Genomic DNA, 22,135 nt, shown 5'->3' on the forward strand with positions numbered 1-22,135 from the left:
CATCGTCCTGTCCGGCGATCAGCGCTGATTCGGCCAGATTCCGTCACCTCAAAGCTCAGCCGGGTACAACGGACAAGTCGCTATAATTCTGTCGCATGAAAATTCTCTTCGATCTGCTGCCGGTCATCCTCTTCTTCGTCGCCTACAAGATCGCCGGCGGAAACCAGGCTTTCGCACACGAGCTCGCGTCGCGCTGGCTCGGCGAGGGCATTGCCGTCACGCAGGCCCCGATCCTGCTGGCGACCGCGGTGGCGATCCTGGCCACGGTAGCCCAGATCGCCTGGGTATGGATGCGGCATCGCAAGGTCGACACGATGCTTTGGATCAGCCTAGGCATCATCGTGGTGTTCGGGGGCGCGACCCTGTTTTTTCACAATCCGACGTTCATCAAGTGGAAGCCGACCGCGCTGTACTGGCTGTTCGGCGCGACCTTGACGGTATCGGCCGTGATATTCCGCCGCAATCTCATCCGGAAGATGCTCGAAGCTCAGGTGCGGTTGCCGGACCCCATCTGGGGACGCCTCAACTTCGCCTGGGCCGGGTTTTTCATCCTCATGGGTTTTCTGAACCTGTACGTTGCATACAACTTTTCTGAAGAGACCTGGGTCAATTTCAAACTTTTCGGCGGCATGGGCCTGATGTTGCTGTTCGTACTTGGCCAGGGCTTCTATCTGTCCCGACACATGCAGGAGGAAACCACCTGATGCTTTACGTACTGCTCGGCGAAGATGCGCCGGGTTCGCTTGAGGCGCGCATCAGCGCGCGTCCAGCCCATCTCTCCCGACTGGAGGGATTGCGCGATGAAGGACGCCTGCTGATGGCAGGCCCGATGCCGGCAATAGACTCTCCGGACCCCGGCCCGGCGGCTTTCTTCGGCAGCCTCGTCGTTGCCGAGTTCGCGTCCCAAGGGGACGCCGAGCGCTGGCTGGCCGAAGATCCCTATGTTAAACAGGGCGTGTTCGCGCGCATCACCGTGAAACCCTTCAAGAAGGTGCTGCCTTGACGACGATCGACGAAATCCGCGAACGCCTCGCCGTGCTCGATCCCGTATCGATCGAGATCGACGATGACAGTGCATTGCACGCCGGCCACGCGGGAGCGAGAAGTGGCGGCGGCCATTATCGTCTGACCATCGTCGCCGACTGTTTCAAGGGCAAGAACACTGTCGCCCGTCACCGCCTTGTCTATGACGCGCTCGGCGATCTGATGCGCACGCGCGTGCACGCGCTCGCCGTCCGCGCCCTGACGGCCGATGAAGCATGAATTCAACCCACCCGGAAGGAACCTTGATGAAACGTTTTCCCAGCCGCCTCGCCCTCGGTCTCACGGCCGCCCTGCTGGTCCACGCAGCGGGCGCGGCTACCCCGGTCGCGACCGTAAACGGCGCCCCGATTCCTTCGTCCCGCATGGACGTCATGGTCAATGAGCAGCGTGCGCAAGGTGCCCCCGATGGCGCCGAACTGCGCGAGGCCGCTCGCGAGCAACTCGTGCGCCTCGAAGTGCTGGCACAGGAAGCAGCAAAGAAAGGCCTCGACAAGAAGCCGGAAATCCAGGCCCAGATGGACCTCGCCCGCCAAGGCGTGCTGATCCGCGCGTACATGCAGGACTTCATCAAGACCAATCCCGCCACCGATGCCGATCTGCGGAAAGAATACGAAAGCATCAAGGGCCAGATGGGTTCGAAAGAATACAAGCCGCGCCACATCCTCGTCGAAACCGAAGAGGAAGCAAAAGCGATCATCGGCAAGCTGCGTGCCGGCGAGAAGTTCGAGGCGCTTGCCACCGCGTCCAAGGACCCGGGCTCGAAGGACAAGGGCGGCGAACTGGGCTGGAGCAACCCCGGGATGTTCGTCAAGCCGTTCTCGGAAGCGATGGTCAAACTCGAGAAGGGTCAATACAGCGCGACGCCGGTCAAGAGCGATTTCGGCTACCACGTGATCCAGCTCGACGACGTCCGCGACCTGAAAGCGCCTGCTTTCGAAGAGGTCAAGCCGCAACTCGAACAGCGGCTGCAGCAGAAGAAAATCGAGAAGCACGTCGCCGACCTGAGGGCCAAGGCGAAAGTCGAGTAACTGCGATCCAGCGCGACAAGGGCCGGTTTCTGCGCAGGCAGGCCGGCCCTTTCGTTTCAAGGCGGGCGCGGCACCGCCGGCGCCGCCATCAAGTCACATTCAGAATTGCGCCTCGTCGAGCGCCAGCGCACCGGCCGCTCCGTTCACCACCGCGTAGGCCAGCGCCGGAGCGAGCGACAGGACGTGATCGGCGTAGAAACGCGCCGTCACGATCTTCGTCGGGTAGAACACGTCGTCGGACCCCGCCGTGATGCGAGCCTGCGAGGCCAGCGCCGCGCGCGCCATTTGCCATCCGCCGCCGACGATGCCGAGCAGCTTCAGGAACGGCACCGAGCCGACCGAGGCCGCCTTGATGTCGTTGTTGTACGTCGCGACGATGTAGTCCACCGCCGCTTCGACCGCCGCGATGCCGGCATCGAGCGATTTGCGGATCGCCGCAAACGCGTCACCCTGCTGCTCGGCAAGTTGCGCCTGGACGACGCGCATCTCGCCGATCAGCGCTCTGACCGTGACGCCGTCCTCACGTGCGATCTTCCGCCCGATCAGGTCGTTCGCCTGGATCGCCGTCGTGCCTTCGTAGATCGTCGTGATCCGAGCGTCGCGCAGATGCTGCGCCGCTCCGGCTTCTTCGATGAAGCCCATGCCGCCATGCACCTGCACACCTGTCGAGGCGATGTCGATCGAATTCTCGGTGCACCATCCCTTGACGACCGGAATCATCAGGTCGACGAAAGCCTGCTGGCGCGCCCGCACTTCGGCGTCCGGGTGCCGATGTGCCTGGTCGGTCGCCGCACCGACAACATACGCCAGCGCCCGCATCGCCTCGGTCTGCGACTTCATCGACATCAGCATGCGGCGCACGTCGGGGTGATGGATGATCGATACTTTCGGTCCGCCGCGCACCCCGGCTTCGGTGCCCTGGACACGATCCTTCGCATAGCCCAGGGCATGCTGGTAGGCGCGCTCGGACAACGCCAGGCCTTCCAGGCCGACTGCAAAGCGCGCCTCGTTCATCATGATGAACATGTATTCGAGACCGCGGTTCGCTTCGCCGACCAGCGTGCCGATGGCACCGCCGTTGTCGCCGAACGCGAGCACGCAGGTCGGGCTCGCGTGGATGCCGAGCTTGTGCTCGATCGAGACGCACTGCACGTCGTTGCGCGCGCCGGGCGTGCCGTCGGCATTGAGCAGGAACTTCGGCACGACGAAAAGCGAAATCCCCTTCACGCCTTCCGGAGCATCCGGAAGGCGTGCAAGCACCAGGTGAACGATGTTGTCGGTCAAGTCGTGCTCACCATAGGTGATGAAGATCTTCTGTCCGAAGACGCGGTACGTGCCGTCGCCCTGGGGTTCGGCGCGCGTGCGCACCGCCGCCAGGTCGGAACCCGCCTGCGGCTCGGTGAGGTTCATCGTACCGGTCCACTCGCCGCTGATCATCTTCGGCAGGTAAGCGGCCTTCTGCTCGTCGCTGCCGCGCAGCGCGATCGCCTCGATCGCACCGTTCGTCAGCATCGGGCACAGCGAGAAGGCCATGTTCGCCGCCTTCCACATTTCCATGACCGCCGTCGAGAGCAGCTTCGGCAACCCCTGTCCGCCGTATTCCGGATCGCCTGCCACCGCAGTCCATCCGGCCTCGGAGAACTGGCGATAGGCCTCCTTCCAGCCGGGGGCCGTCGTCACCTTGCCATGCTCCCACTTCGCACCCTCCTCGTCCCCGACCCGGTTCAGGGGCGCCAGAACGCCGCTGGCGAACTTGTTCGCTTCGTCGAGGATCGCATCGACCAGGTCGCTCGACACCTCTTCGCAGCCGGGAAGCTTTGCAACTTCCTCCAGGCCGGCCAGTTCGTGCATGACGAACTGCATGTCGCGAACGGGTGCAGTGTATTGGCTCATTTTCTAACCTCTCCAGTAGTACTTTGTTGTAATTTGCGGCTCTTGCTGCCGCATCGGGTTACTTGTTGATCAGGTAGCGGCGATCATCGAACGCCACCACCCAGTCGGGCCGGTACACCACCATCAGCGTGATCGCCGCCCCGCTCATCCATGCCTCGGCAAAACCGAGCAACAGGAGGTAAGGAAGATAATCGCTGGCCAGAAACGCAAACGAGTAGGCACTGCCCGCCACCATCGCCGCGGCGGCAAGAGCACCCTGCAGCATCGCCGTGACTGCGGAGCCGATGAATGCCACGACGAAGATGAACACGAACAAATGCGCCGGCAGGCGACGTTCCACCGTGCGCAGCCACAGTTGCGCAGCGAGCACCGGAAGGACACCCATCAGCAGGAAATTGAGCGGCCAGGCCTGCCACTCGAGCGCCCCGTTCAGCGTGATCCCGGCGAGCGCCAACCCCAGCGCGACGATCGCCAGCCGGGGACCCAGCGCGAGGGTGGCGACCATCGCGCCGAGCAAATGGAGGTTCAGGCCGGGCTTGACGCCGGCCCTCAGGCTCCACAACAGGATCAGGCTTACGACGAAGCCGAGCAGCAGGTTCAGCTGCGCCGGCGCTGCAACGTGCTTCCATCGGATTGTCATTGCGAGGTGATGGAACACGAACAGCGAAAGGATGAGCGAAATCCAGTGCCAGGAGGCGGGGAACAGCGAGACAGGGAGGTCCAATCTCGCTGCTCCCCGTGCCGGTCCGGGTTCCGGTTTCGCTCGCGCGGCGTCAGCCTACCGCGTTCGTCAGCTCGGGGACGAGCTCGAACAGATCGCCGACGAGCCCGTAGTCCGCGACCTGGAAGATCGGCGCTTCCGGATCCTTGTTGATCGCGACGATGACCTTCGAGTCCTTCATGCCCGCCAAGTGCTGGATCGCGCCCGAGACGCCGACCGCGATGTAGAGCTGCGGCGCGACGATCTTGCCGGTCTGGCCGACCTGGTAGTCGTTCGGGGCGAAACCGGCGTCGACCGCGGCGCGCGAAGCGCCGAGCGCGGCACCGAGCTTGTCGGCGAGCGGCTCGAGCAGCTTGTGGTAGTTCTCGCCGCTGCCGAGCCCGCGGCCCCCAGAGACGATGATCTTCGCCGCGCCGAGTTCGGGGCGCGCGCTCTTCGTGAGTTCGCGCCCGACGAGCTTCGCCACGCCGAGGTCGGGCCCCGCGGCGAGCGCTTCGACGGCGGCCCCGCCTTCATTGGCCACTGCGGCCGCTTCGAACGCGGTCGTGCGCACCGTCAGCACCTTCACGCGATCGGCGCTCTTGACAGTCGCGAGCGCGTTGCCGGCGTAAATCGGACGCTGGAAAGTGTCGGCCGATTCGATCGCGACGACGTCGGAGATTTGTGCCACATCGAGGAGTGCCGCCACGCGCGGGGTCACGTTCTTGCCGTACGAAGTGCCCGGTGCGACGACGTGCGAGTAGTCGCCGGCCGCGGCGACGACGAGCGCCGCGACGTTCTCGGCGGTCTGCGCCTCGTAGTGCGCGGCATCGGCGACGCGCACCTTGGCCACGCCAGCGAGCTTCGCGGCTTCTGCCGCGGCCGCGGCGCAGTTCGCGCCCGCGACGAGGATATGCACTTCGCCTCCGCCCGCCTTGCCGAGCTCGGCGGCTGCAGCCACGGCGTTCAGGGTCGCGGCCTTCAGGCTCGCGTTGTCGTGTTCAGCAATAACCAGAATCGCCATGGTCAGATCACCTTCGCTTCGTTCTTGAGCTTGTCGACGAGCTGCGCGACGTCGGCAACGCGCACGCCGGCGCTGCGCTTCGCCGGTTCGACGACTTTCAGCGTCGCCAGGCGCGGTGCGACATCGACGCCGAGGTCGGCGGGCTTGACCGTCTCGAGCGGCTTCTTCTTCGCTTTCATGATGTTCGGCAGCGTCGCGTAGCGCGGCTCGTTCAGGCGCAGGTCGGTCGTGACGACTGCCGGCAGCTTGATTTCGAGGGTTTCGAGGCCGCCGTCGATCTCGCGCGTGACGGTCGCAGCACCGTCGGCAATGACGAGCTTCGACGCGAAAGTGGCTTGCGGCCAGCCCATCAACGCGGCCAGCATCTGGCCGGTCTGGTTCGAGTCGTCGTCGATCGCCTGCTTGCCGCAGATCACCACTTGCGGAGCTTCCTTGCCGCACAGCGCCTTCAGGAGCTTCGCGACGGCGAGCGGCTGCAGTTCGACGTCGGTTTCGACGAGAATGCCGCGGTCCGCGCCGATCGCCATCGCCGCACGCAGCGTCTCCTGGCACGCAGCGAGGCCGCAGCTCACCGCCACCACTTCGGTCGCAATGCCGGCTTCCTTCAGCCGCACCGCTTCTTCGATTGCAATCTCGTCGAACGGATTCATCGACATCTTCACGTTGGCGATATCCACGCCGGTGCCGTCGCTCTTGACACGCACCTTGACGTTGTAATCGACCACGCGCTTAACGGGTACCAGGATCTTCAATGCCGCGCTCCTTAATCAGTCTGGTCAGTGTTTTTATGGGTCCGGGCATTATGTCACTGCCCGAAATCGAATGACACCTTGACCGCCGCCCAAAAAAATCGTTCCATACGCATCGGTATGGATGCGTACGGTAGCGTATGGTCCAGGATTCGTCAATACTATCCCGTATGGAAAACGTCGTGAACAAACCCCGGGTTCAACTTGACCGCGATGCATGGATCGTCGCCGCTACCGACGTGCTCGCCGACGAAGGTCTCGCCGGCCTGCGCGTCGAGGTGCTGGCCAAGCGACTGAAAGTCACGAAAGGAAGCTTCTACTGGCATTTCCAGGATCGGCGCGACCTGCTGATGGCCGTGTTGCAAACCTGGCGCGACGGCCGGATCCGCGACATCGTCAAGCAGACCCGGGCGAACCCGGGGCACGAGCTGGAGCAGATCTACCACGTCATCGACATCTACAGCACGAGCCGCAGCCGCCGCGGGGCGATGATCGAACTGGCGGTGCGGGACTGGGCGCGACGCGACCCGGAAGCTGCGGCGATCGTCGCCGAAGTCGACGACATCCGCTTGCGCTGCGCACGCGACCTGTTTCTCGCGTGCGGCGTGCCGATGGAAGAAGCATCGAGCCGCTGCATGCTGCTCTATGCATACGTATTCGGGATTTCGCTGATGATCTATGACAAGTTCGACAGCGACGTGGGACGCGTCAAGCGCGACATCGCCGATCTCATCGCCCAGTCCGCGAACATGAAGAAAAGGCAGTCGGCCTAAAGCTTTCCGGCGAATACGGAAATCGCGTTGCGGCCCGTCGCCGCGCTCGCCTCATCGACCGAAATCCCCCTCAGGTCCGCGAGAATCCGGGCATAGTGCGACAAGTTGCACGGCTCGTTGCGCCTCCCCTGCGCCCACGCGGGAGGCATGTCCGGCGCGTCCGTCTCGAGAACGACCGCATCCAGCGGCAGGGTCGCGGCGAGTGCACGGATGCGACGCGATCCGTCAAAACTCATCGCCCCGCCGAAACCGAGCTTGAAGCCCATCGCGATGAACACGTCGGCCTGCTGCCGGCTGCCGTTGAACGCATGGGCGATGCCGCCGCGCACCCGCACGCGTCGCAAATGCTTGAGGATCGCGTCGACCGCGCGTCGCACATGCAGGATCACCGGCAGATCGAAGCGGCGCGCGAGCTTCAGCTGCGCGACGTAGAACTGCTCCTGCCGGTCCCTGTTGCGCCCGCCATCAACGAAGAAATCGAGACCGATCTCACCCACGGCGATGGCGTCGCCGTTGCTCAGGTGATCCTCGAGAATCGCCAGATCGTCAGGCCCCGCAGCGTCCACGTATAGCGGATGAATGCCGTAGGCGTGGCGGATGTCGGAATGCGCCGCGGCGAGCGCCGCGACGCGATCGAAGTTTGCAACTTCGACGCCCGGGACGACGAAACGCGCTATGCCGGCCGAGCGGGCCGACGCGAGCACGGCTTCGCGGTCGTGCTCGAACTCGTCCGCGTCGAGGTGAATATGGGTGTCGACAAGCATTGGGGTGTCGACAGACACGCGCACAGCCCCCGTCAAGGGGGGCTCAGCGGCCTCGCCACTGCGGCTTGCGCTTGGCGACGAAGGCGTCGATGCCCTCCGCGGCGTCCTCGGTCATCATGTTGCAAGCCATTGTCTCGGCGGCCATCTGGTAAGCCGCCTCCATTCCCATCTCGAGCTGGCGGTAGAACATCTGCTTGCCCATCTGCACGGCGATCGGTGACTTCGCGCAGATCGACGCGGTGAGTTTCGCGACCTCGTCATCGAGTTGCTCGAGCGGCACGACGCGATTGACCAGCCCGCGGCGCTGCGCTTCATGCGCATCGATGAAGTCGCCGGTGACGAGCATCTCGAACGCCTCCTTGCGCCCCATGTTGCGCGACAAACCCACGCTGGGGGTCGCGCAGAACAGGCCGACGTTGATGCCCGACACGGCGAACCGGGCGACGTCGGCCGCGACCGCGAGGTCGCACATCGACACCAGCTGGCAGCCGGCTGCGGTCGCGATGCCGTGCACCCGCGCGATCACCGGCTGCGGCATCTCGGTCAGCTTCACCATGAACCGGCCACACAGGCGAAACAGCGCCTGCTGGAACTCGAGCGCAGGGTTGCCGCGCATCTCCTTGAGGTCATGGCCGGCGCAAAACGCCTTACCTTCGCCGGACAGCACGACCACGCGCACGCTGGCGTCTGCTGCAATGGCGTCGATCTCGGCGATCAGCGCTTCGAGCATCGCCTGCGACAGTGAATTGAACTGGCCGGGCCGGTTCAGTGCAAGGTACGCCACGCCGCCTTCGTCGCGGCGCAGCAGCAGGGTTTCGGCATCGGATTGCGGGACTGCGCTCATTTCTGTTCCTCCCGGGGTTATTCGAAGGATTGGGTCGATTTCACCTGCTCGCGCAGCACGAACTTCTGGATCTTGCCGGTCGACGTTTTCGGCAACGGCCCGAAGATGATTTTCTTCGGCGACTTGAAGCCGGCGAGATGCTCTCGGCAGTGCGCGATCAGCTCCGCTTCGGTCACCGTCGCCCCGTCGCGCAGTTCGACGAAAGCTGCCGGCACTTCGCCCCACTTCGGATCGGGCAGCGCGACGACTGCCGCCGCCATCACGGCCGGGTGCTTGTACAGCGCGTCCTCGACTTCGATCGACGAGATGTTCTCGCCACCGGAGATGATCACGTCCTTCGAGCGGTCCTTGATTTTGACGTAGCCGTCGGCCTGCATCACCGCCAGGTCACCGGTGTGGTACCACCCGCCACGGAACGACTCTTCGGTCGCGTCGGGGTTCTTCAGGTACCCCTTCATCACGAGATTGCCGCGGAACATGATCTCGCCCATTGTCTGGTTGTCCCAGGGCACCGGCTCCATCGTCTGCGGGTCGAGCACCGTGATGCCCTCCTGCGCGTGGTAGCGCACGCCCTGGCGCCCGTTCAGCGCGACCTGCTCGGCAAGCGGGAGATCCTTCCACTCGTTGTGCTTCGCGCAGACGGCTGCGGGACCGTAGGTTTCGGTGAGGCCGTACACGTGAGTCAGGTCGATGCCGATCTTCGCCATCCCTTCGATGACCGCAGCAGGCGGCGGCGCGGCCGCGACGAGGCCGTACACCTCGTGGTCGATGCCTTCTCGCCAGGATTCGGGCGCGTTCGCGAGCAGCGAATGGACGATCGGCGCGCCGCAATAGTGCGTGACGCCATGCTCGCGGATCGCCTCGAAGATCAGGCGCGGATCGACGCGGCGCAGGCAGACGTTGGTGCCGGCGTTGGCCGCCATCGTCCACGCGAAGCACCAGCCGTTGCAGTGGAACATCGGCAACGTCCACAGATACACCGAATGCGGCGGCATGCCCCAGCTGACGATGTTGCTCATCGCGTTGAGGTACGCACCGCGGTGATGATAGACGACGCCTTTCGGATTGCCGGTCGTGCCGGACGTATAGTTCAGCGAAATCGCATCCCATTCGTCGGCGGGCTGTTCGAAGGCGAAGTCCGGGCTGCCCGTCTCGAGCAGCGCCTCGTATTCGAGCGTGCCGACGCGGTCCCCTGGCCCGCTGTATTCCGGGTCATCGACATCGATGACGATCAGGTCCGGGCGGTTCGCGAGTTCGATCGCCTTGGCCACGACCCGCGCGAACTCGCGGTCCGTGATCAGCACCTTCGCTTCGGCATGGTTGAGCATGAACGCAACGGTTTCGGGCTCGAGGCGCGTGTTGATCGTGTTGAGCACCGCACCCGTCGCCGGGACACCGAAATGGCACTCGAACATTTCCGGCGTGTTGTTGAGGACGACCGCGACAGTATCGTTCTTCCCGACGCCCAACTGCTTCAGCGCCGATGCCAGACGACGGCTGCGCATATAGCTTTCCAGCCACGTGTACCGGCGTGTCCCGTGAATGACGGCGATCCGGTCCGGATAAACGTAGGCACTGCGCTCGATGAACGTCAGCGGCGTGAGCGGGACGTAATTGGCGGCATTCTTCTCCAGGCCAATCTCGTAGGGTGACGATTCGCGTTCGGTCATTTCTGCTCCGCTGTCATGATTATTGCAGTGAGGAGGACGCTGGGCGCTAACGTTCGCAGCGTCCCGAAGTATTCAATCCCTCGACCGCTGCCGGGTCAAGGCTCGCCAGCCACAGCGAAACATCATGCGCTAGCCGCTGCACGGCCCGCCGGAAAGCGATCACGCCGCCGGCCGCGTCCGGGGTCGGCGCCGGCTCGCTGACGACGAGCGTGCGATGCGACAGTTCGGCGTCGCTGCGCGGGGCGAGGAGCGCAGCGCGGGCGACGATCTTCGCATGGCTGCTTTGTCGACTGTCGAACACCTGCACGAATTCGTCCAGCTCGACACGCAGGCGGCATTCTCCGTCGGCAGTCCGGTTCCCTGTCAGCGCGCGGTCGAGCGCCACGCGCAGCATTTCACCTGGCTCCGCAACCCAGCGCGTCTCGGAATACGCTTCCCGCTGCGCCGGCTGTCGATAATCGAGCCGGTACTGCATCGCGCCGGTCGACAACCATGACGGCGCCCGCACTTCAACGCGCTCCGGCGGGAATTCCAGCGCCGGCTCGACCGGCTCCACGAGCCCCAGGTCGAAAAAAGTGAAGCGTTCGGCTGGCACCCCGAGGTTGCCGCATCCTCCCACGGCCGCCGCGAGCGCCAGCACGAGGAGTCCCGCTCGCCCTGCCTTCACCGACATCAACATTGCGCAGTTTCCTGTCCGATCATTTCCGGTCCGCTTCGAACCCGTCCTCGCCCGGGCCCGGAGGGCGGCGCGAGCGGCCGCTCAACAGCATCTGCGGCGACGCCTGAACCTCTTCGATCAGGCTTCCGAGCCGGCGCGAGGTTCCGGTCAGCTCTTTCAGCAATGCATTGAGCTGGGGGAGCGTGTTGTCGAGCAGCCCTTCGCCGGTCGCGGCCGTCGCCGCGTCGAGATTCTCCGCCGTCGACTGCAGGCGCGCCATCAGCGCGCGCATTTCGGCGACCGCCGGCACGACGTCGCCGCTTGCCTGCTCGAGGTTCGCGAGCGTCGTGGCGAATTTCTTCAGATTGTCCTGGTTCAGCGCGGACCGGATCGCCTCGAGCGTCGCGGGCGCGTCGGCAAAAGTGCGGTCGATCCCGGCCGCAGCCGCATCCAGATGCTGCAAGGTGTTGCGCAGCCTCTCGAGGTTGTCGTCGCTGAGAAATTGTGCGAGTTGGTCCGCGATCATCGTCACCCGCTTCATCGCATCGAGCGTGCTGTCGGTCAGCTGTTCCATCAGACCCGGCTCGAGCACCAGCCGGGGTGGATCGCCGGTCAACGGCACAGGGTTCTCCTCGCTGTCGTCGAGCTGCACGTATGCGATCCCGGTGACACCCTGGTAGCCCAGGCGCGCACGCGTGCTGCGCGTGATCGGCAGGTCTTCGCGGATGCGGATGTCGACGAGGATCTTTGACGGGTCCTGAGGATCGAGCCGGATATCGGTCACCTTGCCTGCCGACATGCCGCGATAGCGCACCTGCCCTTCGACGTTCAGGCCGGTGACGCTGCCGTGCGATTCGAGGACGTAATCCCGCGTCGGCTGCCGTTCATCCGAGAACCACCACAGCGCGAGGACCAGTGCAGCACCGAGCAGCAGCGCGAACAATCCGGCGGCGAGCGCGTGAGCGCGGTTTTCCATCAGCTTTTCTCCCTGCTCCGTGCGATTGCCCGCCTGCCGAGCTCGCCGCGGAAAAAGCTCGTGACGAAAGGATGATCGAGTTTCATTGTTTCCTCCAGTGGGGCGTAGCTGATAATCCGCCGTTCCGCGAGGATCGCCACTTTCGACGACAGTGCCGCCAGAGTGTCGATGTCGTGCGTCACCAGCACCACCGTCAGCCCGAGTTGGGCCTGCAGCGAGCGCACGAGTTCGACGAACGCTGCGCTGCGGTCGGGATCGAGCCCGGCCGTCGGCTCGTCAAGCAACAGCAATTCGGGTTCCAGCGCCAGCGCCCGTGCGAGCGCGACGCGCTTCACCATGCCGCCCGACAGCTCGGCGGGCATCAATAGCGCGGTCGATGGCTCGAGCTCGACCATCGCCAGCTTCAACGCAACCAGATCGCGGATCTCCTTGGGCGTCACGACACGGAGTTCGCGCAGCGGAAACCCGATGTTCTCGGCGACGTTCAACGCCGAGAACAGCGCCCCATGCTGGAACAGCACGCCGAAGCGCCGCCGCCGTGCCCGCTGCTCGCGAAGGCTGCCCGAGAACAGCTGCTCGCCGAACAGCGAAACCTCGCCGTGCGCCGGGCGCGTCAGCCCGATCATGTGCCGCAAGAGCGTCGTCTTGCCGCTGCCGGACCCGCCGACGAGAGCCACGACTTCACCGCGGGCCACTGACAGGTCGATTCCGTCGTGCACGAGATTGCTGCCGAAGCGGGTGACGATGCCACGCAGCTCGATGATCGATGCGTCGCTCATCCGGGCACTCCGATCGAACGCGTCGCAATCGCGAACACCGCGTCGATGAGGATCACGACGGTGATCGCCGAGACCACCGACGCAGTCGTGTTGGCCGACAGGCTCTCGGTATTCGGTCGCACGCGCAGGCCGAAATGACAGGCGACGAGCGCGATGGACAAGCCGAACACCGCGCCCTTCGCGATTCCGATGTAGAGGTTCGCAACCGGCACGACGCGCGGCAGCGTGTCGAGGAAAAAACCGAATCCGAGATCGAGTTGCACCCATGCGGACACCATGCCGCCGAACAGCGCGACGGCCGAAGTCCACAGCACGAGCAAAGGCATTGCGACCGTCAGGGCGACCACTTTCGGCAGGACCAGGCGCAGCGTGCGCGAAATGCCCATCGCCGACAGTGCATCGAGTTCCTCGGTCACGCGCATCACACCGAGCTGGGCAGTCATCGCCGAACCCGATCGCCCGGCCACCAGCACCGAAACGAGGACCGGTCCGAGCTCCCGAACGATTCCGAGGCCGAGAATATTGACGATGTAAATGTCCGCGCCGAAAGCCTGCAGTTGCAGCGCCGAAAGATAGGACAAGACCACGCCGATCAGGAAGCCGACGAGGGCCGCGACCGGAGTGGCCTTGGCGCCGACCTTGTAGAGATTGGCGGAAATCTCGCGCAGCGGCCAGTCGCGCGGGTGGTGCAGCAGATATGCGATGTCCAGGCACAGCTGTCCTGCCAGCCGCACGAAACCGGCGAGATGATTGGCGAAGCCGAGGAGCCCCGCGCCGAGCACGACGACGGCGTCAGCCAGCGTGAAAGACCCGCGTTCGGGCAACGGTTCGGCGGCCGTCGCCTCGATGCGGCCGATCACCGTCCGCAGTTCGTCGTCCGCACTCAGGTCCTGCGGCCACTGTTCGCGCCACGCGTGCCACAACAGCGTCGCACCGAAACTGTCGAGCCGCGTTATGCCGTCGAGTTTCCAGCTCGCGTCATGCCCGGCACGCGCAAGCAGGCGCCGGTATTCGTCGGCGCGCGGCGCGAGCGCACGCAGCGTCCAGTCACCTTCGAGCCGGCATTCGGGCCTCGCACCCTTTCCGGCCGACGGCCCGCAGCTTGCGGTGGGCGCGCCCACGATCCGGCGTCAGGCGACCAGCGCCCGGCCGGGCGGCGTGCGCAGCACGAGGCTGCGTCCGACCGACAGCCACTGTCGCTGCTCTTCCTCGATCGCAGCCGCAGTCAGCGGCAGCTTCTGCAGCCAGCCGTCGAGGGCGGTGACGACGAAGCCGCGCCCGTCGCGTTCGATGTCGATCGGCGGGATGCCGCGTCCGTCGCGGGCGCGATGGACGATCACGGCGAGGCGCAGGCACACGATCAGCAGCCAGTCGCGGCTTTCCGGATCGATCGCCGCGACCCGTTCCAGCTTTCCGCGATGCGCCAGCACGATGCGCGCCAGGCGCCCCTGGTCCATGCGCGAGAAGCCCGGCATGTCGGCATTGGCGAGGATGTAGGCGCTGTGCTTGTGGTAGCTCGAGTGTGCGACCGAAACGCCGACTTCGTGGAGCATCGCCGCCCAGCGCAGGAAGCGGCGGTCCGGGTGGTCGCTTTCGGCAGCTTCGGGAACCAGGCGCGCCAGCAGGTGGGAAGCGGTGTCGGCAACGCTGGCGCCCTGCTTGCGATCCGTTGCATAACGCGCGATGAACGCGTTGACGGTTGCATCGCGCAAGTCATGGTGGTGGTAGCGGCCGAGCAGATCGTAGAGCACGCCCAGTCGCAACGCCCCTTCCGAAAACACCATGTGCTCGAGGTCGAACTCCTTGAACACTGCCGACATGATCGACAGCCCGCCGAGCAGCACCGGCAGGCGGTCGCCCTTGAGGCCCGCGAGATCGGCGCGATCGATGCTGCCGGCTCGCAGCATCGCCGCTTTCAGGCGTTCCAGCCCGTCGCGCGTGATGCCGCTTTCCGAGAACCCGTTCTGCACGAGAATCTCGACGAGCGCCTTGGCTGATCCGCTCGACCCGACCGCCACTTCCCAGCCGGTTTCGCGGTACGAATGGGCGATCGCCTGGAGCTCGCGCCGCGCCGCCAGTTCGGCTTCGCGCAAGCCGCGCTTGTCGATCCTCCCCCCCGGAAAATACTGCAGGCTGAAGCTCACGCAGCCCATGTAGAGGGACTCGAGCTGGATCGGCTCGAAGCTCTTGCCGATGATGAATTCGGTCGACCCGCCGCCGATATCGACGACGAGCTGCTGGCGGTGCGGATCGGGCAGCGTATGCGCGACGCCGACATAGATCAGGCGTGCTTCCTCCCGCCCCGCGATCACCTCGATCGGCACGCCAAGCGCCGCTTCGGCACGAGCGAGGAACTGGGGGGAGTTCTTCGCCACTCGCAGCGTGTTCGTGGCCACCGCCCGTACTGAATCGGGCGGAAAGCCGCGCAAGCGTTCGTTGAAGCGTTGCAGCGCGATCAGCGCGCGCTGCTGCGCCGCGACATCGAGCAGCTTGTCGGCCGACAGGCCGGCGGCAAGGCGGACCGCTTCCTTGAGTCCGTCGAGCGGATAGATCTGATCATTGACGATCCGCCCCACCTGGAGCCGGAAACTGTTGGAACCGAGGTCGATCGCTGCGATCAGTTCTTGCATCATCGTGTAGGCACGCAATCGCGCAGGTCGAAGTGGCCGACATTCTACCACCCGGCCCTACGACACAAGCTGCGCCGGATGCGGACGGGTTCCGCCCCGGATTCACGCTTGTCATCGCTGTCGGCGCACGTTCATGCATTTGCAACACATTTGTCACATAATCCCCGCAGGCACACCCGCAGCCATAATGAGACCCATGCACAGGCCCCCGCTAAGCCAGGTTTTCCCCACCGAGCATTTCATCAATCGGGAGCTGTCTCTTCTCCAGTTCCAGCGCCGGGTGCTGGCCCAGGCGGCCGACCGCACCGTTCCGCTGCTCGAGCGCTTGCGCTTCCTGTGCATCGTCTCGAGCAATCTCGACGAATTCTTCGAAATCCGGGTGTCGGGCATCAAGGAACAGATCCGTCTCGGCAGCCGTACCGCAGGCTATGACGGCCTGCTGCCGACCGAGTTGCTCGACCGCGTCAGCCTCGAAGTCCACAGCATCATCGCCCAGCAGTACGAACTGCTCAACGATGACATCCTGCCGGCGCTCGCAGCCGAAAGCATCGTGTTTCCGCGCCGGCCCCTGTGGACCGACGCCCAGCGTGCATGGGTGCGCGATTATTTCCTGCGCGAAGTGATCCCGGTCCTCACTCCGATCGGCCTCGATCCGGCGCATCCGTTTCCGCGCGTGCTCAACAAGAGCCTGAATTTCGCCGTCGAGCTCGAAGGGCTCGACGCCTTCGGCCGCGATTCGGGCGCGGCGATCGTCCAGGCGCCACGCGCGTTGCCACGCGTGATCCGGCTGCCGCGCGAAATCTGCGAGCACGAATACAGCTTCGTCTTTCTGTCGTCGGTGCTGCACGCACACGTTGGCGAGCTGTTCTCCGGGATGCGTGTGCTGGGCTGTTACCAGTTCCGCGTGACGCGCAACTCGGACCTCTTCGTCGACGAAGAAGAAGTCAAGGATTTGCGCGTATCGCTGAAAGGCGAACTGCAGCAACGTCACTTCGGCGACGCGGTGCGACTCGAGGTTGCCGACAACTGCTCGGAAAAAATGGCGGCGTTCCTGCTGCAGCACTTCCGGCTCGGCCCCAAGGATCTCTACAGCATGCCGGGCATCGTCAACCTGGTGCGCCTGATGCAGGTGACGGACTGGGTGAACCGTCCCGACCTGAATTACCCGCCTTTCCTCCCGGGCCTGCCGAAAACGCTCGAAAAAGGCCGCGAGATCTTCGACGCGATCCGCAAGCAGGACGTACTGCTGCACCACCCGTTCCAGAGCTTCACGCCGGTCATCGACCTGCTGCGGGCAGCGGCCGATGATCCACAGGTGCTGGCGATCAAGATGACGGTGTATCGCACCGGGACCGATTCGGTGCTGATGGAACATCTCGTGCGCGCCGCGCAGAAAGGCAAGGAAGTGACCGTCGTGCTCGAACTGATGGCACGCTTCGACGAAGAGGCGAACATCAACTGGGCAAACCGTCTCGAGGAAGTCGGCGCACATGTCGTCTATGGGGTTTTCGGCTACAAGACCCACGCGAAACTGCTGATGCTGGTGCGCCGGGAAGAAGACGGGCTGCGCCGCTACGTGCACATGGGCACCGGCAATTACCATCCGCGCACGACACGCTTCTACACCGACTTCGGCCTGCTCACGTGCAACGAGGAAATCGGCCAGGACGTCGCGGAAGTCTTCAAGCAGCTCACCGGGCTGGGCAAGGCGAGCACGCTGAAGCATCTGTGGCAGGCGCCGTTCGCGCTGCAGTCGAACGTCGTCGCGGCGATCAACGCCGAGGCAGAGTTCGCGCGTGCCGGTCGGCGCGCCCATATCATCGCGAAGATGAACGCGCTGCTCGAACCGGAAACGATCGAAGCGCTCTATGCCGCCTCGCAGGCCGGCGTCGATATCGACCTGATCGTGCGCGGGCCGTGCGCGCTGCGCCCGGGTGTCGCCGGGCTGTCGGACAACATCCGCGTGCGCTCGGTCATCGGCCGCTTCCTCGAACACCATCGGATCTTCTATTTCCGCGCCGACGGCGACGACCAGGTTTACCTGTCGAGCGCCGACTGGATGGACCGCAATTTCTTCGGCCGCATCGAGATCGCGTTTCCGGTGCTCGACCAGCGCCTGAAACGGCGCGTGATCAAGGAAGGCCTGCGCGCCTACCTCGGCGACAACTGCCAGGCCTGGGAGATGCTCGAAGACGGGCGTTATCGCCGCAAGACGCCGCGCGGCGTGCGCCGGGCCGCGCAGATGGTCCTGCTCACGGAACTGTCGGCGAGCCGCTGAAAGGCTGGCGGCAGCCCGGCGGCGCTCGAAAGTCCTGCCTGCCTTCGGCGGGCTGCCCCGAAGCCCCCGGGCCTACTTGCGCTGCGCGTCGATGACGTCGGGCACTTCGCGGATCAGTGTGATCGCGCGCTGTACCTGCGCGACGCCCCCGACCTCCATCGTGAAGCGCATGTACGCGGTCCCCTTCTTCGTCAGCGTATTGACCGCGATGACGTTGAGCTTTTCGCGCGACAGCACTTCGGAGATGTCGCGCAGCAAGCCCTGGCGGTCCGCCGCCTGCACGGCGATGTCGACCGGAAACACCGACTGGCGGTTGTTGTACGCCTGCTCGCCCCAGTCCGCCTTGATCACCCGCTCCGGGTGGCTCTTCGCGAGGCGCTGGAAATCGCGGCAATCGACGCGATGGATCGAAATGCCACGGCCGCGCGTGACGAACCCTTCGATCGCGTCCGGCGGCGCCGGCTTGCAGCAGCGTCCGAGCGACGTCAGGAGTTTGCCGACACCGACGATCAGGATCTTGTCGCTCGAATCGCCGGCGCGGCTCTGACCGATCACCATTCCGGAATCGGCCGCCTCCGGCGCAGGTTCCCCGGTGTCGCGCAGCGCGACATGGACCGCGCGCGGCCCGACTTCGCCCCGGCCGGCCGCGACGAACATCGACTCGGCGTTCTTGAAGCCGAGCTTGCCGGCGATCTCGTCGATGTTGGCCTGGGATTGCCCTTCGCGCTGCATCTCCTTCGTGATGACGGCGCGCCCGCGCGCGAGCAGTTCGTTCTCTTCGAGCTGATTGAAGTACTGCTTGATCTTGGTGCGCGCCCGGCCCGTCGCGACATAGCCCTGCGCGGAGTTGAGCCAGTCGCGCGACGGCCCGCCCTCCTTCGCCGCGGTGATCTCGACCGTCTGGCCGTTCTGCAGCTGCGTGTTGAGCGGCACCAGGTGCCCGTCGATCTTCGCGCCGCGACAGTGATGGCCGAGGTCGGTGTGCAGGCGGTACGCGAAATCGATCGGCGTCGCCCCGCGCGGCAGATCGACCACTTTGCCCTGCGGCGTCAGCACGTAGATCGCGTCGTCGAGCGACGCGCGCTTGAACTTCTCGACCCAGTCGGCCGAATCGGCGATCTCGTCGCGCCACGACAGCAGGCTGCGCAGCAGCGCGATCTTCTCGTCGTAATCGCCGCCGTGCCCCTTGCCTTCCTTGTAGCGCCAGTGCGCCGCAACCCCGAGTTCGGCGTGCTTGTGCATGTCGTGCGTGCGGATCTGCACTTCGACCGCGCGGCCATCGCCGGCGAGCACCGCAGTGTGCAGCGACTGGTAGTTGTTGCCCTTCGGCTTCGTGATGTAGTCGTCGAACTCCTGGCCGATCGGCTGCCAGATCTGGTTCACGATCCCCAGCACCGTGTAGCAATCGCGCACGCTGTCGACGAGCACGCGCAGCGCGCGGATGTCATACACCTGCGAGAAGTCGAGCCGCTTCGCGCGCATCTTGTTGTAGATGCTGTAGATGTGCTTGGGCCGGCCATACACTTCGGCCTTGATGCCGACCGCGGCAATCTCGCGCTTGAGCCGTTCGATCGCCTCCTCGATGAAGCTCTCGCGCTCGACGCGGCGCTCGTCGAGCATCTTCGCGATGCGTTTGTAAGTCTCCGGCTCGAGGAAACGGAACGACAGGTCTTCGAGTTCCCACTTCAACTGCCACACGCCGAGCCGGTTCGCCAGCGGAGCATAGATGTCGAGGCTCTCGCGCGCGACGTCGGTGCGGATTTCGCCTTTCTGTTCGGTGAAATAACGCAGCGTCTGCGTGCGCGATGCGAGCCGCAGCAACACGACGCGGATGTCCTCGACCATCGCCAGCAGCATCTTGCGCAGCACTTCGGTCTGGGCGCGGATTTCCGGCGCCGTCGCGGTCGCCGTCATGCGCGTGAGCAGGCGCAGGCCGTTGAGCCTGCGCAGGCCCTCGACCAAGCGCGCGACCCCGTCGCCGAAGCGCGCCGTCACCGTCTCGATCGGGTCCTCGATGTAGTCGCCGACCGCGAACAGCAATGCAGCCACGCGCGTTTCGGCGTCGAGCCGCAGCGACGCGGCGATCAGCGCCGTTCCCATCGCGTGGGTCCACACCGACTCCCCAGTGCCGAGGAGGTGATTTTCGTAGGCGCCCCGGGCCAGTTCGAGGGCTTTTTCGATCAGTGCGCGATCGTCGACGCCCAGTCCGTCGGCGAGCAGCTCGACCGGCGGAACGGCGTCGTTCTGTGAAATGGCATGCGTGACGGAGACCATGGGCGGATTATCCCATACCCGGGCTGTCATCTCCCCGCGCTGCAGACGATTCCGCGCTGTGCCATCATCACCGGCCTGCCACCAAAACAAGACCAATGAAAAAGCGCTTCGCCAATCCCTACGTGCTGTTGACGCTGACCTCGCTGTTCTGGGCAGGCAACATGGTGATCGGTCGCGGGCTGCGCGAAGCCGTGCCGCCGATGACGCTCGCATTCTGGCGGTGGGCCATCGCATTCGCGCTGACGCTGCCGTTCGCGCTGCCCCATCTGCGCGTGCAGTGGCCCCGCATCAGGGCACACTGGCGCGCGGTCGTCGTGCTCGGTTTCATCGGCGTTGGCTGCTACAACACCTTCGCGTACATCGCGCTGCAATACACGACCGCAACCAGCGCGACGCTGCTCAATTCCTTCACGCCGGTGGCGACGATCGCGCTCGCGTTCCTGCTGCTCGGCAAGCGGCTGACGAGTCTCGAAACGGCCGGCGTCGTCGTGTCGCTCGTCGGCGTGATGATCATCGTCGCGCGCGGCAGCCTGGCGACACTGCTCGGCTTCAGCCTCAACACCGGCGACCTGTGGATGCTGCTCGCGGTGCTGACTTGGGGCATCTACACGGTCGGCCTGCAATGGCGACCGGCCGGCATCGACCCGATGCTGTTGCTCGCTGCCTTCACCGCCGTCGGTGTCGTCGGGCTCGCGCCGCTGTACGCGTGGGAGATCGCCAGTGAGAGGCTCATCGATCCGTCACCGGCGACGTTCGCGGGCATCCTCTACATCGGCATCTTCCCCGGCTTTCTCGGCTACGTGTTCTTCAACGCCGGCGTTGCGGCGGTCGGGCCGAGCCGCGCGTCCCTGTTCATCCACCTGATGCCGGTGTTCACCGCGCTGCTCGCGGCGATCTTTCTCGGCGAACGCCCGCAGCCGTTCCACTTCGCCGGAATCGCGCTGGTTTTCGCCGGCATTTTCCTGACGACGCGCAAACCTGCCGGCTGAACGCGATGCTGAATTTCCTGCGCAAATGGCGAAAGGCACGCCGGCTGGCCGCGATACGGGTGCCGGACGCGCTGTGGACCAGCGTCGAGCAGAAGCTGCCGTTTCTCGACTATCTCGAACCGCCCGACCGCGAGCGCCTGCGGGAATTCGCGCGCGAGTTTCTCGCCGAAAAAGAGTTCCACGGCGCGCACGGCATGGCCCTCACCGACCAGGTGATGCTCGCGATCGCCCTCCAGGCCTGCTTGCCGATCCTGCGCGTCGGGCTGGACGCCTATCGCGGCTGGGTCGGTGTCGTCGTCTACCCCGGAGACTTCGTGGTTCCGCGACACGAAACGGACGACACCGGCGTCGTGCACGAATACGACGACGAAGTCCTCGGAGAAGCGTGGGAAGGTGGCCCGGTGCTGGTGTCGTGGCATCGCGAGGGCGAAGGGCCGGAAGGCGTAAATGTCGTCATCCACGAGTTCGCACACAAACTGGACATGCAGAACGGCGACGTCGATGGCTTGCCGCGGCTGCCGCAGGGCATGAGCAGAGCGGCCTGGGCGAAGGTGTTCACCGACGCCTACCGGCGTTTTTGCGAGCAGGTCGACGCGGGCGAGGAAACGCTGCTCGACCCGTACGGCGCCGAGAGTCCGGGCGAGTTTTTCGCGGTCGCTTCCGAAGCGTTCTTCGAGACGCCCTGCCTGCTCGAACAGGAACTTCCCCAAGTGTACGAGCAGCTGTCGTGCTTCTACGGGCTGGACCTCGCGGCCGGCGAACGCCGCATCCGCGATGAACGGCAGCGCCGTTGCGGCGTCCCACCACGCCCCTTCGGATCGTGAAAGCCGGCAAGCCCATGCTCGTCGTCTATCGTCCCCCGGTCGGGCGGCCGGCGGGGCGACGGGAACATTCCGACCTACCGGGTTCCGGAAACACGCAGGATGCTGAATAAATAACTCGCATGGAATAATGCTCGTCCGGAGCGGAGTTCATTGGGGGGCCGGGAGGGATCGGTTGACGTTCACGGCAAAATGAGTTTGCCACGTATGGGGCGTCCGTCTAAGCTGCAAGAGCCACAAC

Annotated in this window: 21 protein-coding genes; 8 read left to right on the plus strand and 13 right to left on the minus strand. The window is 64.9% G+C overall.

Annotated features, from left to right (window positions below):
• Positions 1 to 95: 95 nt before the first annotated feature.
• From GO608_RS18505 to GO608_RS18520, 4 genes are read left to right on the plus strand one after another with little or no spacing between them, the layout of a single operon-like run.
• Positions 96 to 704 (plus strand): septation protein A, encoded by a 609-nt coding sequence (locus tag GO608_RS18505; protein WP_169198479.1) that lies wholly within the window; start codon positions 96 to 98, stop codon positions 702 to 704.
• Positions 704 to 1,003, plus strand: a complete 300-nt coding sequence (locus tag GO608_RS18510; protein ID WP_169198478.1) for a YciI family protein — start codon at positions 704 to 706, stop codon at positions 1,001 to 1,003. Before GO608_RS18505 ends, GO608_RS18510 begins: the two co-directional genes overlap by 1 nt.
• The gene (locus tag GO608_RS18515) at positions 1,000 to 1,263 is read left to right on the plus strand and encodes a BolA family protein (protein WP_169198477.1); all 264 of its coding nucleotides are present in this window, start codon (positions 1,000 to 1,002) and stop codon (positions 1,261 to 1,263) included. Before GO608_RS18510 ends, GO608_RS18515 begins: the two co-directional genes overlap by 4 nt.
• 26 nt (positions 1,264 to 1,289) lie before the next feature.
• Positions 1,290 to 2,072 carry a peptidylprolyl isomerase gene (locus GO608_RS18520; RefSeq protein WP_169198476.1) on the plus strand — a complete coding sequence of 261 codons (783 nt, stop codon included), beginning with the start codon at positions 1,290 to 1,292 and terminating at the stop codon, positions 2,070 to 2,072.
• A gap of 99 nt (positions 2,073 to 2,171) precedes the next feature.
• Here GO608_RS18520 and GO608_RS18525 read toward each other — a convergent pair whose 3' ends face one another.
• Genes GO608_RS18525 through GO608_RS18540 form a run of 4 tightly spaced genes read right to left on the minus strand, consistent with a single transcriptional unit; the run spans position 2,172 to position 6,441 of the window.
• Positions 2,172 to 3,965, minus strand: coding sequence for an acyl-CoA dehydrogenase (locus GO608_RS18525; protein WP_169198475.1), 1,794 nt, complete (start codon positions 3,963 to 3,965; stop codon positions 2,172 to 2,174).
• 58 nt (positions 3,966 to 4,023) lie between these two features.
• Positions 4,024 to 4,689, minus strand: a complete 666-nt coding sequence (locus GO608_RS18530) for an energy-coupling factor ABC transporter permease (RefSeq protein ID WP_169198474.1) — start codon at positions 4,687 to 4,689, stop codon at positions 4,024 to 4,026.
• A 49-nt stretch (positions 4,690 to 4,738) separates the two neighbouring features.
• On the minus strand, positions 4,739 to 5,689 hold the full coding sequence (locus tag GO608_RS18535) for an electron transfer flavoprotein subunit alpha/FixB family protein (protein ID WP_169198473.1): 951 nt from the start codon (positions 5,687 to 5,689) through the stop codon (positions 4,739 to 4,741).
• Positions 5,690 to 5,691: 2 nt separating this feature from the next.
• Entirely contained in the window at positions 5,692 to 6,441 is a 750-nt protein-coding gene (locus GO608_RS18540) for an electron transfer flavoprotein subunit beta/FixA family protein (protein WP_169198472.1), read from the minus strand.
• 167 nt (positions 6,442 to 6,608) lie between these two features.
• Between GO608_RS18540 and GO608_RS18545 the strand changes: the two genes are divergently transcribed.
• A complete protein-coding gene (locus GO608_RS18545) occupies positions 6,609 to 7,211 on the plus strand; it encodes a TetR/AcrR family transcriptional regulator (protein ID WP_169198471.1) in 603 nt (200 codons plus the stop codon).
• Here the strand turns inward: GO608_RS18545 and GO608_RS18550 are convergent.
• The 8 genes from GO608_RS18550 to ppx are packed head-to-tail and all read right to left on the minus strand — an operon-like array spanning position 7,208 to position 15,535.
• A complete protein-coding gene (locus GO608_RS18550; RefSeq protein ID WP_169198470.1) occupies positions 7,208 to 7,975 on the minus strand; it encodes a TatD family hydrolase in 768 nt (255 codons plus the stop codon). The two genes, GO608_RS18545 and GO608_RS18550, sit on opposite strands and share 4 nt — an antisense overlap.
• Before the next feature lie 43 nt (positions 7,976 to 8,018).
• Complete coding sequence (locus GO608_RS18555; protein WP_169198469.1) at positions 8,019 to 8,819, minus strand: enoyl-CoA hydratase; 801 nt, start codon at positions 8,817 to 8,819, stop codon at positions 8,019 to 8,021.
• Positions 8,820 to 8,836: 17 nt separating this feature from the next.
• Positions 8,837 to 10,489, minus strand: coding sequence for an acyl-CoA synthetase (locus GO608_RS18560; protein WP_169198468.1), 1,653 nt, complete (start codon positions 10,487 to 10,489; stop codon positions 8,837 to 8,839).
• A gap of 46 nt (positions 10,490 to 10,535) precedes the next feature.
• Positions 10,536 to 11,168 carry an ABC-type transport auxiliary lipoprotein family protein gene (locus GO608_RS18565; protein WP_169198467.1) on the minus strand — a complete coding sequence of 211 codons (633 nt, stop codon included), beginning with the start codon at positions 11,166 to 11,168 and terminating at the stop codon, positions 10,536 to 10,538.
• 19 nt (positions 11,169 to 11,187) lie between these two features.
• Positions 11,188 to 12,123 (minus strand): MlaD family protein, encoded by a 936-nt coding sequence (locus GO608_RS18570; RefSeq protein ID WP_169198466.1) that lies wholly within the window; start codon positions 12,121 to 12,123, stop codon positions 11,188 to 11,190.
• Positions 12,123 to 12,902 (minus strand): ABC transporter ATP-binding protein, encoded by a 780-nt coding sequence (locus GO608_RS18575; RefSeq protein WP_169198465.1) that lies wholly within the window; start codon positions 12,900 to 12,902, stop codon positions 12,123 to 12,125. Before GO608_RS18575 ends, GO608_RS18570 begins: the two co-directional genes overlap by 1 nt.
• On the minus strand, positions 12,899 to 14,023 hold the full coding sequence (locus tag GO608_RS18580; protein WP_169198464.1) for an MlaE family ABC transporter permease: 1,125 nt from the start codon (positions 14,021 to 14,023) through the stop codon (positions 12,899 to 12,901). Before GO608_RS18580 ends, GO608_RS18575 begins: the two co-directional genes overlap by 4 nt.
• A 9-nt stretch (positions 14,024 to 14,032) precedes the next feature.
• Positions 14,033 to 15,535, minus strand: coding sequence for an exopolyphosphatase (ppx, locus tag GO608_RS18585; RefSeq protein WP_169198463.1), 1,503 nt, complete (start codon positions 15,533 to 15,535; stop codon positions 14,033 to 14,035).
• Between the two features lie 193 nt (positions 15,536 to 15,728).
• On the opposite strand from ppx, the gene ppk1 reads away from it, so the two are divergent.
• Positions 15,729 to 17,810, plus strand: a complete 2,082-nt coding sequence (gene ppk1 / locus GO608_RS18590) for a polyphosphate kinase 1 (RefSeq protein WP_169198462.1) — start codon at positions 15,729 to 15,731, stop codon at positions 17,808 to 17,810.
• A 72-nt stretch (positions 17,811 to 17,882) separates the two neighbouring features.
• Here ppk1 and GO608_RS18595 read toward each other — a convergent pair whose 3' ends face one another.
• The gene (locus tag GO608_RS18595; RefSeq protein WP_169198461.1) at positions 17,883 to 20,084 is read right to left on the minus strand and encodes a RelA/SpoT family protein; all 2,202 of its coding nucleotides are present in this window, start codon (positions 20,082 to 20,084) and stop codon (positions 17,883 to 17,885) included.
• A gap of 95 nt (positions 20,085 to 20,179) precedes the next feature.
• Between GO608_RS18595 and GO608_RS18600 the strand changes: the two genes are divergently transcribed.
• Entirely contained in the window at positions 20,180 to 21,073 is an 894-nt protein-coding gene (locus GO608_RS18600) for a DMT family transporter (protein ID WP_169198460.1), read from the plus strand.
• Positions 21,074 to 21,078: 5 nt separating this feature from the next.
• Positions 21,079 to 21,897: a M90 family metallopeptidase gene (locus GO608_RS18605; RefSeq protein WP_169198459.1), complete on the plus strand. Its 819-nt coding sequence runs from the start codon at positions 21,079 to 21,081 to the stop codon at positions 21,895 to 21,897.
• The last annotated feature ends 238 nt before the right edge of the window (positions 21,898 to 22,135 follow it).

Origin of the sequence: Aromatoleum buckelii (assembly GCF_012910785.2) — a bacterium.
In the GTDB taxonomy this organism is placed as follows: domain Bacteria; phylum Pseudomonadota; class Gammaproteobacteria; order Burkholderiales; family Rhodocyclaceae; genus Aromatoleum; species Aromatoleum buckelii.